The 14,563-nt window shown below is 68.2% G+C and carries 11 protein-coding genes; 5 read left to right on the top strand and 6 right to left on the bottom strand.

Features of this window, described 5'->3' with window-relative positions:
* The first annotated feature begins 77 nt into the window (after positions 1 to 77).
* The 5 genes from SJY20_RS07245 (at position 78) to SJY20_RS07225 (ending at position 5,144) form a co-directional block, all read left to right on the top strand.
* Positions 78 to 821: a uracil-DNA glycosylase gene (locus tag SJY20_RS07245; protein ID WP_380785983.1), complete on the top strand. Its 744-nt coding sequence runs from the start codon at positions 78 to 80 to the stop codon at positions 819 to 821.
* Entirely contained in the window at positions 818 to 2,680 is a 1,863-nt protein-coding gene (locus SJY20_RS07240) for a transglycosylase SLT domain-containing protein (protein WP_380785982.1), read from the top strand. The genes SJY20_RS07245 and SJY20_RS07240 overlap by 4 nt, the downstream gene beginning before the upstream one ends.
* The gene (gene moaB / locus SJY20_RS07235; protein WP_380785981.1) at positions 2,670 to 3,197 is read left to right on the top strand and encodes a molybdenum cofactor biosynthesis protein B; all 528 of its coding nucleotides are present in this window, start codon (positions 2,670 to 2,672) and stop codon (positions 3,195 to 3,197) included. The genes SJY20_RS07240 and moaB overlap by 11 nt, the downstream gene beginning before the upstream one ends.
* Before the next feature lie 328 nt (positions 3,198 to 3,525).
* Positions 3,526 to 3,942 carry a hypothetical protein gene (locus SJY20_RS07230; RefSeq protein WP_380785979.1) on the top strand — a complete coding sequence of 139 codons (417 nt, stop codon included), beginning with the start codon at positions 3,526 to 3,528 and terminating at the stop codon, positions 3,940 to 3,942.
* Between the two features lie 134 nt (positions 3,943 to 4,076).
* Entirely contained in the window at positions 4,077 to 5,144 is a 1,068-nt protein-coding gene (locus tag SJY20_RS07225) for a PA0069 family radical SAM protein (protein ID WP_380785978.1), read from the top strand.
* Here the strand turns inward: SJY20_RS07225 and SJY20_RS07220 are convergent.
* The 6 genes from SJY20_RS07220 to SJY20_RS07195 form a co-directional block, all read right to left on the bottom strand.
* A complete protein-coding gene (locus SJY20_RS07220; protein WP_380785977.1) occupies positions 5,141 to 6,130 on the bottom strand; it encodes an NADP-dependent oxidoreductase in 990 nt (329 codons plus the stop codon). The genes SJY20_RS07225 and SJY20_RS07220 overlap by 4 nt on opposite strands.
* Positions 6,131 to 6,245: 115 nt before the next feature.
* Positions 6,246 to 7,286 carry a DUF2171 domain-containing protein gene (locus SJY20_RS07215; protein WP_380785976.1) on the bottom strand — a complete coding sequence of 347 codons (1,041 nt, stop codon included), beginning with the start codon at positions 7,284 to 7,286 and terminating at the stop codon, positions 6,246 to 6,248.
* Between the two features lie 142 nt (positions 7,287 to 7,428).
* A complete protein-coding gene (locus SJY20_RS07210) occupies positions 7,429 to 9,801 on the bottom strand; it encodes a TonB-dependent receptor domain-containing protein (protein WP_380785975.1) in 2,373 nt (790 codons plus the stop codon).
* 26 nt (positions 9,802 to 9,827) lie between these two features.
* A complete protein-coding gene (locus tag SJY20_RS07205; protein ID WP_380785973.1) occupies positions 9,828 to 10,748 on the bottom strand; it encodes a FecR family protein in 921 nt (306 codons plus the stop codon).
* Positions 10,745 to 11,272, bottom strand: coding sequence for an RNA polymerase sigma factor (locus tag SJY20_RS07200; RefSeq protein ID WP_380785972.1), 528 nt, complete (start codon positions 11,270 to 11,272; stop codon positions 10,745 to 10,747). The genes SJY20_RS07205 and SJY20_RS07200 overlap by 4 nt, the downstream gene beginning before the upstream one ends.
* Positions 11,273 to 11,401: 129 nt before the next feature.
* On the bottom strand, positions 11,402 to 14,545 hold the full coding sequence (locus SJY20_RS07195) for an autotransporter domain-containing protein (protein ID WP_380785971.1): 3,144 nt from the start codon (positions 14,543 to 14,545) through the stop codon (positions 11,402 to 11,404).
* Positions 14,546 to 14,563: the final 18 nt, after the last annotated feature.

Genomic DNA, 14,563 nt, shown 5'->3' with positions numbered 1-14,563 from the left:
GCGGGCCAGCACCATATTGTCCAATATGGCGATTGCGCGAGTTGACCGCCGCGTCAACCGCACAGCATAGAAGGCGGATGGGGGCAGACCAGCATATCGGATGGCAGGCGCTGGCCGCCAGCACGCTGGAATGGTGGCACGATGCCGGCGTCGACACGATGGTCGACGATGCCCCGCGCGACTGGCTGGCGCCATTCGAACCCGTTCCGGCAGCGTCGATCCCGGGCGCCCCGGCGCCCCAGGCGATCGCCGCGCCGGTTGCGGCACCGACCGAAATGCCCGCGCTACTCGCCGACTTCCTGACCTGGCGGAACGGCCCGGCGGTTCCCGAGGCAGACTGGGGCGGCATCGCGTTTGCCGCTACGGGTCCTGCGACTGCGGACCTGATGGTGCTGGTGGATTGTCCCGAGCGCGACGACGGCGAGACACTGCTGTCGGGTCCGGCGGGGCGCCTGTTCGACCGGATGCTTGCTGCGATCGGGCTCGCGCGCGACGCCGTGCACCTGACGTCGGTGTGCGCCAAACGCCCGACCGCCGGGCGGGTCCAGCAGGAGGCCGAGGCACAGCTTGCGGCGATCGCACAGCATCACGTCGGGCTGATCGCGCCCAAACGGTTGCTCGTTCTCGGCAATGCGGCGAGCCGTGCCATCCTCGGGACGGATTTATCGAATGCGCGGGGGCGTTTACACGAGTTTAACCATAAGACTGGAAAGACGGGGACGGTCGCGAGCTTCCACCCGCGGTTTCTGATCGAGAAGCCCGCGGCGAAAGCCGAGGCCTGGAGGGATTTGCAGATGTTGATGCGGAATTGGGACGCATGAAGCGGATCGTCATTGCAGCGGCGCTTGCCACGCTCGCACACCCGGCGCTCGCCGCCGCGGAACCGGCACCGGCAGCACCTGAGCCTGCAACGGACGCGCGGTTCGCCGGTGGTTCCAAGGCGGACGTGATCCCGGAGCAGCTCGACCCGGCACAACGCGATGCCTATCGCCGTGTCTTCGCCGCGATCCGCGACCAGAAATGGACCGACGCGCAGATCCAGCTCGACACCATGAAGCCCGGCCCGCTGCACGCGATCGCGCGCGCCGAACTCTACACCGCCAAGGGCTCCCCGCGGATCGAACTGGCACCGCTGATGGCGTTGCTCGCCGAAGCCCCCGATCTCCCCGAAGCGACCGATATCGCCCGCCTTGCCAAGGCACGCGGCGCGGTCGACCTGCCCGTCTTGCCCGAGGCGCAGCGGCTGATCTGGCAGGACGGCGCGCCCCGCCGCCTGCATGCCAAGAGCGTGAAAAGCGACCTGATCGCGGCCGATCTCGCGACCCGGATGCAGCCGTTCGTCAAGGCCGATATGGGTCCCGAGGCGCAGGCGCTGCTCGACAGCACACCGGGCCTGTCCCCCGACGCGCTGACCGAGTGGCAGCAGCGCGTCGCGTGGATCTATTTCCTGCGCGGCGACGATGCGAATGCGCGCACGATGGCCGCCAAGGCCGAGAATGGCAGCGGCGACTGGGCGATCCAGGCGCGCTGGGTCGGCGCGCTGTCGGCATGGCGGCAGAATGACTGCGCCAATGCCGAGGCCGGTTTCGAGGGCGTCGCCGGCCGCGCCGCGGATGTCGATATGCGCAGCGCCGCGCTATACTGGGCATCGCGCGCCGACATGGCCTGCGGCCGCCCCGACAAGATCGAGGGCCGGCTGAAGGCCGCCGCGCAATTCTCCGAGAGCTTCTACGGCCAGCTCGCGCGCCAGGCGCTGTCGATCAAGGACAAGCCGGCACGCGTGACCGGTCGTGTTGCCGCCGACTGGCTGGTGCTCGACAAGCGCCAGAACGTGAAGGTCGCCGCCGCGCTGGTCGAGGTCGGCGAGACCGATCTGGCCGACGACGTAATCCGCCAGCAGGCCAAGATCGGCGCCCCCGCCGAATTCCCGAGCCTGGTACGCGTCGCCGAAGCACTGAGCCTGCCCGCGACCACCGTTTGGCTCGCACACAATTGCCCGCAAGGCTTCATGGCCGCCGCCGACGCTCGCTACCCGACCCCCAACTGGACGCCCGACAGCGGCTGGCGCGTAGAAAAGGCGCTGGTCTATGCGCACACGCTCGAGGAATCACGGTTCCGCAACAAGGTGACGAGCGCGGCTGGCGCCTACGGCCTGATGCAGATCATGCCGGCCGCCGCGACCGATTTCGCCCGCGAGCGCGGTACCTTCATCGACAAGGTCGCGCTGACCAAGCCATCGACCAACATGGATATCGGCCAGCGCCACCTCGAGCGGCTGCGCGACATGACGGGCGTCACCGGCGGGCTGCTGCCAAAGGTGATCGCTGCCTATAATGCCGGCCCCCGCCCGGTCGGCGACTGGAACGCGATCGTCCACGATAACGGCGATCCGCTGCTGTATATCGAGAGCATCCCGTATTGGGAGACGCGCGGCTATGTCACCACGGTGATGCGCAATTACTGGATGTACGAGGCGCAGGGCGGCAAGAAGGCGTCGGTCAGCCGCTCCGCGCTGGCGCAGGGCATGTGGCCGCGCTTCCCGGGGCTTCCCGGCGCGACGATGGTGCGAATGAACGCGTCGCCGAATGTACGCGCCAGCGCCAGCATCACGCCGTTGCACACGGTTGCGGTGAACGCCGCGGTCAGTCCGCGATCCACCACGGTCACGCATGCCGATTGACCTGAGCGCGACGTTCCTCCCGGTCCGGATCGCGGTCCTGACCGTATCGGACACGCGCGGGCTGGCCGAGGATCGCTCCGGCGACATCCTAGTCGCACGCCTGACCGAGGCAGGGCATGTGCTGGCAGACCGCCGGATCGAAAAGGACGACGCCGACGTCATCGTCACCCGGCTGCACAGCTGGATCGACGATCCCGAGATCGACGTCGTCATCACCACCGGGGGCACCGGCGTCACCGGCCGCGACGTCACGCCCGAGGCGATCGAGCGCATCGCCGACAAGATGATCCCCGGATTCGGCGAGCTGTTTCGGATGCTCAGCTACCAGACCATCGGCACCTCGACGGTCCAGTCGCGCGCCTGCGCCTGCGTCACCCGCGGCACCTATATCTTCGCGCTGCCGGGCTCGACCGGCGCGGTGAAGGACGGCTGGGACGGTATCCTCAAGGACCAGCTCGACAGCCGCCACAAGCCGTGTAATTTCGTCGAACTGATGCCGCGGTTGCTTGAACGGTAAGTCGGGGCACTCCCCTGCCCACTCACAGTAACTGTACCTCGTTAGCGCGCGCGCCCATCCCCAGTCCCGACATCCCAGCGCAGGCTGGGATCCAGAGCTACAAGCGGCACTGACCGCTCTGAAGCGAGGGAATACGGCTCTAATCGTTCAGTCAAATCAGGACGCGAGCGGCGCTGCCAATGCGCTCCTAAGAGCGGCAAAGGAATTCTCGGCTGATAGTCTGCCTGCGCTTTAGTCATCGAATGCACCCTGCCGCCTCACCACTTCGAACTATTGTCGACAACCCGGAATCAGGATAAGCTTACCTGATAAAATGTCGGGGGATGACATGCGTAGGTTTTTGCTCGCGGTGATTGCGTCTGTTCTTGCATCGGCAACCGGAGCCCACGCTCAACAAGGATCAGGGCAGGGAAACGGGCCGAACAACAGCGGCACGAGCGAATTCAACCGCCAGCAAAATTTCCGTGATTTCTACGTCGGCGTTGCCGACTCCAGCCGGTTGACCATGCGGCCTGTCCCGGTGTCGCCGAAGGACATCGTGCAGGGGCTGGACGTCCGTGACGCCAAGGGACTCGTGATCGGCAAAGTCGAGACCGTCGGCAAGGGTTTCGCGACCGTGGCGAGCGCAGTCGGTAGCGTCGAGGTAGATTTTTCGTCCCTTGCGAAGAACAAGAACGGGCTGCTGATCAATATGCCCAAGAGCAAGATCGACGGTATGATGGCGCACGGCCATCCTGCACCATGACGTCCTGATCGGCTCGGACGCGATTCGCAGGGCTACAGCCGTCAATCTCGGTGCTGAGCGACATGCACGAGCCAAATAGACCATCCATTCCATCGACGCTTGCACCTTTGTTCGCTGTATGTTCTTGTAGCGAGATGTCGAAGAGCACAGGTCGAGGCGCAACCGGGAACCAGGCGAGCGCACGGTTCAACCTGCCGCAGACCGAGGCGGATGGCGACTGGCTCGACACGCGCGGCGACATCGACGGCGAGCCCGCACGCCGTCGCACTACCGTCACCGTCGAACACCCCCGCACGATCATCTCGCGCAACACCTCGCCCGACATCGGCTTCGATCGCTCGATCAATCCCTATCGCGGCTGCGAGCATGGCTGCATCTACTGCTTCGCACGGCCGAGCCACGCGTATCACGACCTGTCCCCCGGCCTCGATTTCGAGAGCAAGCTGTTCGCGAAGCCCGATGCCGCGGCGCTGCTGCGTGTCGAACTGTCGAAGCTTGGCTATGTCGTCGCGCCGATGGCCTTGGGCACCAACACCGATCCGTATCAGCCGATCGAGACCGACTGGCGCGTGACGCGAAGCGTGATCGAGGTGCTGGCCGAGACCGACCACCCGCTCGGGATCACCACCAAGTCCGATCGCGTGGTCCGTGATATCGACCTGCTCGCACCGATGGCAGCAAAGGGGCTGGTCTCGGTCACGCTGTCGATCACGTCGCTCGACCCGAAGATCGCCGCCACGCTGGAGCCGCGCGCGCCGACGCCGGAACGCCGGCTGACCGCGGTGCGCCGGCTCGCGGATGCCGGGATACCCGTCAACGTCTCGATCGCGCCGGTCATCCCCGCGATCACCGACCACGAGATCGAACACCTCGTAGCGCGCGCTGCGGAGGCCGGCGCGCGCTACGTGTTCTTCCTTCCGGTGCGGCTGCCCTGGGAGGTCGCGCCGTTGTTCCGCGCCTGGCTCGACGAGCATTTCCCCGACCGCGCGGGGAAAGTGATGGCAACGATCCAGTCGCTGCGTGGCGGCCGCGACAACGATTCCAACTTCTTCACCCGGATGCAGGGCCAGGGCCCGTGGGCGGAGCTGATGCGCACGCGCTTCGCGATCGCGGTCCGCAAGCACGACCTCAACCGCGACCGCGTGCCGCTCCGCCGCGATCTGTTCCGCCCCCCCCGCGGACCGCAGGGCGAGCTGTTCTAGACCCGCACCAGCATCTTGCCCTTGTTGCCGCCGGTGAACAGCCCGAGGAACGCGTCGGGCATCGCGTTGAGACCCTCGATCACCGTCTCCTCGCGCTTCAGCGTCCCCGATGCCAGCATCGCACCCATATCGCGGACGAACGCGTCGCGGCGGTCGAAAAAGTCGCTGACGATGAACCCGCGGATCTGGATGCGATTGCCGATCACCCGCGCCAGATAGCGCAACTCGGTCGCGGCGCCGCTGTTGTAGACGTCGATCATCCCGCAGATCGCGAACCGCGCGTGCATCCGTGCCGCGCTCAGCGCCGCGTCGAGATGCTCGCCGCCGACATTGTCGAAATACACGTCGATGCCCTTGGGGGCGGCCTCCGCCAGCGCCTTGGCGATCGGCACGCCCGACTTGTAGTCGATCACCGCGTCCGCGCCGAGGCTCTTCACCCACGCGCATTTCTCCGCGCCGCCGGCCGAGCCGATCACCGTCATCCCGCGCGCTTTGGCGATCTGCACCACGGTCGATCCGACCGCGCCGGCCGCCGCCGATACGAACACAGTGTCGCCGGACTTGGCTGCCGCGACTTCGGTCAAGCCGAAATAGGCGGTCATCCCCGGCATCCCGAGCTGCCCCAGGAACGCCTGTACGGGGACGTCGAGCGCCGGCAGCTTCTGGACCTCGGTGGCCGGGAGTACGGCTTCGTCGCGCCAGCCGAGCATGTGCTGGACCATGTCGCCGACCGCAAAGCCATCTGCGTTGCTCTCGACGACTTCGCCGATCGCCCCGCCCTGCATCGGCTCGCCGAGCACGAACGGCGGGACATAGCTTTTCACGTCGTTCATCCGGCCGCGCATATAGGGATCGACCGACAGCCAGCGGTTCGCGATCCGCACCTGCCCCTCCGCCAGCGGCTGATCAGGCAATGTGATCATCGCAAAGTCGGTATGCTGCGGCATGCCATTCGGCCGCGATTTCAGTGCCCATGCCCGTGCCATAGATCTTGCTCCCATCAGGAATTCGTGACTCCGGTATGCCGGATCGGTTGCGATTTGCAACCATGGAAAAGGCCCGGAGCGTTTCCGCCCCGGGCCTTCAGGATCGTCCGGCGTATCAGTAGGTGCCCGAAAAACTCTTATCGAGCGTACGGCCCTTGGTCAGATCGCCGTCCGCCGGGGCGCCGTCCTTTCCCCCGGTCCGGTCGCCATAATGGACCTCCGCGGAATTGCGCTCCTCGTCCTTCCACGCCGCCTTGGCATCGGCGGCGGACTTGGCGAGCGTCACCTTGGTGTCGACCAGCTGGATCCAGCGCGACGGGATCGAATGATGGATCCCGCCGGCATCCTTGTCGGTCCGCGTCAGCAGGATGCGATCGCCGCGCACCTTGTCGACGGTACCGACATGCTCGCCGTCCGACCCGACCACCTCCATATGCTCCTCGACCTTGGACAACGAACTGCGCTGCCCCTGCCGCTCGGTCCGCCACGCGCCGAATTCGTTGTCGAACTTCGACCGGTTCTCCTGGCGGTATTCCTCATAGTCGCGGTCCAGCGCGGCGATCTGGCTGCGGCGCCAGTTGTGATAGTGATCGTCGCGTTCGTGCGCCGACCGCGCGCGTTCGTCGCGCTCGTCGTAGCGTGCGTCCTGCTCGCGGCGCCGCTCGGCCTCGTCGTCGCCGAACCACGACCGAACCTCGTCGCCGGCGCGCGCGATAAAGCCGCGGTCGTCATAATCGTAACCCTGCGGCGCACGGCCATAGCCAGGCTGGCCATCCTGATTCCGGCCCTGCCCCCGACCCCGATCGCGATAATCGTCGTCGGCATGACGATTGCGTCCGAAATCCTCGAACCGCCGGCCGTCATGCGCGTAGGAGCCATGATATTCGGAATCGCGGTCGCCCCGCGGATCGCCCCGCCCACCTTGCGGCTGGTTGCCGTAATAGGCGCGCCCACGCTGGCTGTCGGGATCCGGGCCGCGGCGCGGATCGGAGCCGGCGTTGCGGCCTCGCTCGCCAGCGGCTTCATAGTCGCGGGCACTGGAATAGCTGCGATTGGCGTCGCCGGTCGCGCTGAAGTCGCCGCCGAAGTCGTTCGAGTTCGGATGACTATAATAGTCGCCAGCGTTGCGATCTCGCGAGTTGCGTTCGTAGGGCATGCAAACCTCCTATGGTCCTGCTGCTGCCGGTCGCGTCGTCCTGCGCGGCCATGCGCTGCCTTGGAAAAATGGCTGGAAAGCGCGAATGTTCCGGTCACTGGACGCTGCTTTCGACCATTCCGGCGACGGCACTGCGCGGCGATCAGAAGGCGGTGTCGAGGCCCAGGCGGAGCGTTCGAGGCCGAAGCGGCGTCACCTGGTCGCGGCCGGTGGTGAACGGGGTGCCGAGCGCGAAGCGGTTGCCGCGGACGTCCGCCAGGTTGGTGACGCCCAACGTGATCCCGAGTGTCCCGAGACCTATCCGCGCGGTGATGCCGGTGTCGAGATAGCTCCCTTGGCGCTGGCCGAGCACGGGTCCGACCCCCAGTCGCGACGATCCGACATAGCGCAGCCAGCCATCGACCTTGAGATCGGTCGATCCGCTCAATTGCCGGCGATAGATTGCGCCGGTGCGCGCGGTGATGCGGGCGATGTTGGGGATCTGGCTGAGACGCGCGAGGATCTGGGCGCGGCTTGCGACCGGGTCGGACGCGAACGCGGCGACCAGCGTGGACAGTCCGTACGCGGAGGCGGGATCGTCGATCCGTCCGTCATTGTACGACACCGCAGCCTCCAACCGCAACGCCTGGCCGACCCGCGTCCCGACCGTGCCCTCGATCGTCCAAAGCCGGCCGTCGCCGATGTTCGCGGTGCTGGGCAGCCCCGAGCCGTCGATGAAGTCCGCCTGGATATCGCGCCATGCGGTGTGCGCCAGCGTCAGCGACGCGTCGATCCTGTCGATGCCGGGCCGTCCGGTCCGCAACCCCGCTTCCGTGGTCGCGACCCGGTCGTTGCGGAAACGCCGGACGAAATCGCCATCGATCGCCAGGCCGCCCGGCCGGAACCCCTGTTGATAGCGCAGGAACAGCTGCAGCCTCGGCGTCAGGTCGACAAGCGCAGCCGCCGAGGGCAGCACGATGGTCTGCGCCCGCTGCGCGGTGGTCGCCAGTTGCGCGAGCGCGATGCGTTCGGTGACGTCGGCACCCTCACCGTCGACGACCGAGCGGGTCACGCGCAGCCCGGCGGTGGCGAGCAGGCCCGCCAGCACGCGCACGCTGCCCTCGCCGTACAGCGTCGTCTCGGCGATGCCGTTGACGACGCCGGTGACGGGTATCAGGTCGCCAGGCGTGCCAAACAACCGCGTCAGTCGGCTGCGGTTGTGAAGGTAACTGAAGCCCGCCAGCCAGCCGGACCCGTCGGGGCTCGACGACCACAGCCGGGTCTCGTTGGCCTGCATCCGGGTGCGGTTGGCCTGCGCGAACAGTCGCACCGGCTCGCCGGGCATGGTCGCGTCATAGCGTTCCATCAGGTCGTGCGCGGTGACGCCGCTGGTCGAGCGGAACCGCACCGTGCCGATCACGCCGGCCAGCACGATCTGGGCCTGGCCGAAGTCGGCGCTGAACCCTTCGGTGACGGGGGCCGAGCGGGTCAGCGGACGCCCGTCGCGATCGGCATATTGGCTGTCGGCCCCGCGAATCCGCTGGCCGATGCCGATCAGTTCGACACTCCACCTGGGTGCGAGATCGAGATGCGCGGCGGCGCGGCCACCCTCGATACGCGTGCGGTTGACGTCGGTGCGGTCGAGCAGCGGCTTGTCGATATAGCCCCCCTCGGTCGCGGCATTAGCGACGATCCGGATCGCGAGACAGTCGGCGACCAGCGGCACGTTCGCCACCAGCTGCGTGTCCGCGCCGGGTCCGCCATGCGCGGTCGTCGATCCGCCCAGCGTCGCGGAGATGCTGGCTCGCGACGGATCGGGCGCGTTGGGGACGAGCCGGATCAGGCCGCCGAGCGATCCGGCGCCGTACAGCGTGCCCTGCGGCCCTTCCAGCACCTCGACCGCGGCGAGATCCGACAGCCGCAAATCGGGGTCGGGCGCGTTGTAACTGAGCCGGAGATCGCCGAAATACTGGCCCACCGTCGCCTGCGTAGGTCCGGTGAAACTCGAATCCGCGATCCCGCGAATGAACAGCTTGTTGCGCCCCGCGCCAAGATAGGTGGAGGCGACGCTGGTCAACCGGTCGGCCAGCCGTTCGGTGCCCCCGGTCCCGCCGAATTCCAGGTCGGTGCCGGCGACCCGGGCATATTGCCCCGCGAAATGCTGCCGGCTGGTGTCGCGCTTGCTGGCGGTGACGACGACATCCGCAACTGGGGTCTCCGATACCGGCGCTGGTTGGCGGCGAGGCGGCCGGGGCGCCGCCTTGACGCGGCGCTCGGGGACCAGCCGCCAGCTCGCCGGACCGATCGCCTGCATCCGCGCTCCGGCATCGCGCGCGATCCGGGCGAGCGCAGTCTCGATCGTCAGCTGCCCGCGCAACGCCGGCACGCGACGCGACCACAGCTGCGCGTCGGGCACGACGATGCTCGCGCGGCCGAGACGCCCGAGCGCCACGACCTGTTGCCCGACGCTGCCGGCAGGCAGGTCGACGGCGATCGGTCCGGCAGCAGCGGCGGTGGTGACGACACATGTCGCCACGGCCCCCGCCACGTGCGCGCAAAAGTTCATCGGCGCGGTTCCAGCGTCCAGCCCTCCCCGGTCTGACGCACGGCGACGTCGAGCAGCGTACCGAGCAGCGCAGGCTGGTCCGCGACGGTCTTGACGTCGAGCGTACCGCGGAAAGTCCGCCCGGCGATCGCCGGTGCCGCGGTCACGCGCCGCCCGAGATGCCGGGACAGGTCCGCCGCGACCTCTGCCAAAGGCACATCGTCGAACGCCAGCCGACCGGCCTGCCAACCGCCGACATCCGCGACGTCGACCACGCGGCGGACCAGCGTGGTGCCGTCTGCGACCACCGCCTGGCCGGGGTCGAGCCGCATCGCGGCGCCGTCCGGGTCGACCATCACCGCGCCTTCCGACACTGCGACAACGGTGTGGCCAGCCGCGGCCTTGACGTCGAAGACCGTCCCGAGATCGACCAGCCGCAGCCCGGCGACGCGCACCGCGAACGGCCCGGCGGCATCGTGGCGGACGCGGAACAGCATCTCGCCGCTATCGACGGTCGCGATACGGGGATCGCGCGCGTCCAGCGTCACCTTCGATGCGCCCGCGAGAAGTATGCTGCTGCCGTCGCCGAGCGCGACGCTGCGCTGTTCGCCGGCGCGAGTCTTGACCACATAGGGCCGCGGCATCTGCGTCCAGGTACCGAACCCGATCGCGGCCGCCAGCGACGCCGCAAGCGCAGCCCCGACCCAGCGCCGCGACCGCGGTCGCGCCATGGTATCGCGCACTGGTGCACGCAGTTCAGCTGCCGGCAACGCCGCCGCGGTCGCGGCATCGTCGATTGCAACGACGGCGCGGTCGTAACGCCCGGCCCGCGCGGAATCGCCCTCGAGCCACGCCGTGAACGCGTCCCAGTCCGCGTCGGGCTCGGCCATCCGGATCGCCCAGTGCAGTGCCTCGTCGTCGATCATGGGATGGGTCATCGCATCCGTTCCTTGAGGTCGACCAGCGCGCGGCAGGCGATCCGCAGATCGCTTTCCACGGTACTGAGGCTGATCCCCAGCTCGGCCGCGATCTGCCGCTGCGGCACGCCGTCTATCCGTGCACGACGGAAAATCGTTTGCTGCCGCAGGCTTAGCGCAGCCAGGGTTTCGGCGACCCGTGCCGCCTCCTGCCGCGATGCCACGATCCGCTCGGCCGATGGATCGCCGGCGACATCGCCGTCACCCTGCCCCTCGCTCCAGTTCCGGTCACGCTGCCCGGCCTGTCGATCGGCACGGTAGCGATCGATCATCAGCATGTCGGCGGCGCGGAACAGATAGGCGAGCGGGTTGCCGATCGGACCGTCGATCCGCCCCGACACCTTGATCCACAGATCGTGGACAAGGTCCTCGGCCGCGTCGCCGGCGCCGCGTGCGATCAGAAACCGAACCAGCTTGTCGCGATTGCCGAGGTAGACGGCCTCGATCCCGCTGAGAGATCCGGGTGGATGTCCGGGGGGCGACATGGGGGTGACCGGTGGAAATGAACGGGAGGACGATCGTCTAGCCGATCCGGCGACGGGAGAGAAGGCGCCCCACCCCGGGGCAGGGTGGAGCGCCGGATCGCACGTGCGGGGGACGCGCACGCGCTTCGCCTAGAAGGCGAACTGGAGGGCGGCACGCACCGACAGCGCGACGTCGCCAAGCCGCTGCTCGGCGCCCGCCTCGCCGCTCAACCGGACCTCGCTGGAGCCGGTGATCGCGCGGACCTTGCCGGTCCAGCCGCTGTCGCGCGCTTCTGGATCGAGCGTGAAGGCGGTGCCGCTGCCGAAGCTGGCGGTGGTGCTGCCGAGCGTACCGGCGATATGCTGGCGCCGACCGCCCTCGACCTCGATGCGGCTCCACTGCGTGTAGCGATCGTCGCCGCCGAAGTTGATTCCCGCCGCTAGGCTCGCGGTCAGCGCCAGTTCGTCGCTGCTGCGCTTCCGTACCGTCAGGTCGTAGCCGGTGCCGCCGCCGGTCTCGCGATAGGAATCCTCGTTGAACTTGTAGTAATCGAGCGCGAGCACCGGGCGCAGGCTGAACTGACCGACGACATGCTCGTACGACACCGATCCCGAGCCGGTGTAGAGCATGCCGTTCCAGTCGCCGTTGGCGATCCGCTGCACCTCTTCGGTCCCGATCACGCCGTCGAACTGGCGGATGCTGTCGAGCGAGACGAACGCGGCGGACCCGCGTGCCTGTGCCGATATGCCGCCCCAACGTCCGCGCCAGAAGCCGGCGAGTTCATACTGGCTGTGGTTGACGCGGTTGACCGCCAGCCCCTCGCTGTCGCGCCCCTTAAGGTAACTGAGCGATACGCCGAAATTGCCAGCCTCGGTCTTGCGTTCGAGCCCGCTGCTCAGGCCCCAGCCGCGCACGTCGTAGCTGGTGGTGCTGCGCGTCGCCTTCGAGGCGTCCCAGCCGAACGGGGTGAGCCAGAAGCCCCAATCGCCCTCTTCGCTGAACGCGCCCGATGGTTCGCGAAGCTGTGCGGCGGCTGCGCGCGACCCCAGCGTCACGCTTTCGAACACGCCGCCGGCATAGTTCGGCAGCATCTGGTCGACCGCGCTGCGGAATGCCGCGCCGTCGTAGATCCCGCGTACCGCGGTGGCGAGCTTGGCATCGCTGCCGATCGCCGCATCGATCGAATCGAACGCGCTGGTGCCGGCACGATTGAGGCCCAGCTCGCCCTTAGCCTTCCGCGCCACTTCGACCGCGATCTCGTTGGCGGCACCGGCGACGATCGCGCCCTTGTAGATGAACGGCACCGCGGTGGCCGTGAGCGTCAGGTTGTTGGCGCCGGTCAGCGTCCCCGATCGCAGCACGACATAGCGCCCGGCGATGTCGGTACCGCCCGCAACACGCAGCGCGAGCTGGCTGTTGGCGCCGATCGTGGTCGCACCGCCGACCTGGATGAGGTTGGCGGTCGGGTTCGCCTTGTCGAGCGCAACGCTGAGGATCGACTGCTCGCCGAGCGCGAGCGATCCGATCGCCGCTCCGCCGCTGGCCGCGAACGTGCCGCCGCCCGATGCCACCGTAACCGCGAGGTTGGTGGCGTTGGCGAGCTTGCCTGCAAAGATGCCCTTGCCGCTGATCGCCAGCACGTCCTGGCCACCGCCTGCGAAATCGGCGGTGCCGTCGAACCGTGCGGTGCCGCCGATCGCGACGGTGTCGGCGCCGCTGCCGAAGCTGACTGCCCCCGCATAGCTGCCGGTGCCGCTGAGATCGAGGCGGTTGCTGCCCGCGCCGAACGCGACGTCGCCTGCGACCGCGCCCGCGGCGATCTCGAGCCGGTCGCTGCCGGTGCCGAAGCGGATCGTGCCGGTGATCGTCGGGGCGTTGCCCGCGGTTGGCGCGGTCTGGCGGATGACCGCGCCGCTGGTGTTGGCCGACAGGTCGATCGCGACCGACCGCGCAGCGTCACCGCCGGCTGCGCCGATCGCACCGCTGTTTTCGACCAGCGTCACACCACCGGTGCGATCGAGGATGGCGAAGGCTGTGGCGCCGGTCGCAGTCGCGCGGATCGTGCCGCTGTTGCGGATCGTCGCCACCGATGCACCGGTGTCGACCAGGACTGCGGTGGACTGCGTCGTGGTAGTGCCGCCGCCGGCTGCGTTGACCGCGCCGGTGACGCGCAGTTCGGGCGTCGAGGCGCCGGCGCCGAAGCGGATCCCGGTCGCTGCCGCGCCGGTTGCAGTCGCCTGCACGGTCCCGCCGATCGCGACCGCCTGCGCGATCGTGACGCTGCCGCCAAGACCGCCGACCGCGATCCCGGTCGCCGCGATGCCGCTATAGATGCCGCTGCCGGTGACCTTGCCATTGACGACCAGCCCGGCGGCTGGCGTCGTTCCGGCAACCGCGCCGATCGTTACCGAACGGTTGGCGGCACCGATCTGGAACGCCGGCGCCGCACCGAACGACGCCACGTCCGCGGTCTTGCCGGTGGCGTTCGACAGCGTGATGCCGCCCGCGACGTCGCCCGCGACGACGAGCGCGGAGCCGCCCTGCAACAGGTCGTCGGCATCGAGCTTCGATACGTCGGCGGGCGGCGTGGTGTAGCGGTAGCCGGTGGTGCCGATCGCACCTTCGACAACCAGCGCACCACCGATGTTGCCGTCAAACCGTGCGCCGACAGCGTCGCGGCCGACGGCGGTGATCGTACCGCCCAAGGTGACCGCGCCGGTGACCGCGTCCGCCCGTACGCCGACCGCCCGGTCGCCGAGGACCGTCGTCTTGCCCGAATGGACCAGAGCGCCGGTCAGCGGTCCGCCCAGGTGGATGCCCGCGGAGTCATTGCCCTCGACCGTGATCTCGCCGCTGTTGGTGATCGCGCCGGAAAAGGCGCCCGCGGTGCGGATGCCGGTTCGTGCATTGCCTTGCGCGAACGGCCCGTCGAGGTCGCCGTCCTTGTCGGTGTCGGTCGCGGTATAGCTCTCGTCGACGATGATCTTGCCGCTGTTGGTGATATCGCCGCGGACGCCGACTTGCGCCAGAATGCCGGTCGCGCCGTTGGCGTCGGTGATCTGGATCGTCCCTGCGTTGGCGACGCTGTTGTTGCTGTCGATCGTCACCGCGGTGCCGCCGGCGGTAACGACACTGCCCGCGGCGACGATGTTAATATTATCGGCGGCGCCGGCCTTTACCGTCGCGGTGTTGACGGCGGTGGTGCGCTTAGTGTCGATCACGGTCTGTGCCGAAGCGGACGCGGCCGCGACGAGGGCGAGCGTGGCGGACGAGGTGAGAAGCAAACGGTACACGGCATCGATCCCCTTTGG

This window comes from Sphingomonas sp. R86521, from assembly GCF_042466235.1.
In the GTDB taxonomy this organism is placed as follows: Bacteria; Pseudomonadota; Alphaproteobacteria; order Sphingomonadales; family Sphingomonadaceae; genus Sphingomonas.
The sequence above is the reverse complement of the archived record's forward strand: the minus strand, read 5'-3'. Positions and strand labels throughout refer to the sequence as shown.

Bases quoted from the DNA above. Each gene is read 5' to 3' on its own strand.
- SJY20_RS07220 (WP_380785977.1), bottom strand. From the start codon at position 6,130: ATGGCACGGGCATGGGCACTGAAATCGCGGCCGAATGGCATGCCGCAG.
- moaB (WP_380785981.1), top strand. From the start codon at position 2,670: ATGCCGATTGACCTGAGCGCGACGTTCCTCCCGGTCCGGATCGCGGTC.
- SJY20_RS07225 (WP_380785978.1), top strand. From the start codon at position 4,077: ATGTCGAAGAGCACAGGTCGAGGCGCAACCGGGAACCAGGCGAGCGCA.
- SJY20_RS07200 (WP_380785972.1), bottom strand. From the start codon at position 11,272: ATGTCGCCCCCCGGACATCCACCCGGATCTCTCAGCGGGATCGAGGCC.
- SJY20_RS07205 (WP_380785973.1), bottom strand. From the start codon at position 10,748: ATGACCCATCCCATGATCGACGACGAGGCACTGCACTGGGCGATCCGG.
- SJY20_RS07245 (WP_380785983.1), top strand. From the start codon at position 78: ATGGGGGCAGACCAGCATATCGGATGGCAGGCGCTGGCCGCCAGCACG.
- SJY20_RS07240 (WP_380785982.1), top strand. From the start codon at position 818: ATGAAGCGGATCGTCATTGCAGCGGCGCTTGCCACGCTCGCACACCCG.
- SJY20_RS07230 (WP_380785979.1), top strand. From the start codon at position 3,526: ATGCGTAGGTTTTTGCTCGCGGTGATTGCGTCTGTTCTTGCATCGGCA.
- SJY20_RS07215 (WP_380785976.1), bottom strand. From the start codon at position 7,286: ATGCCCTACGAACGCAACTCGCGAGATCGCAACGCTGGCGACTATTAT.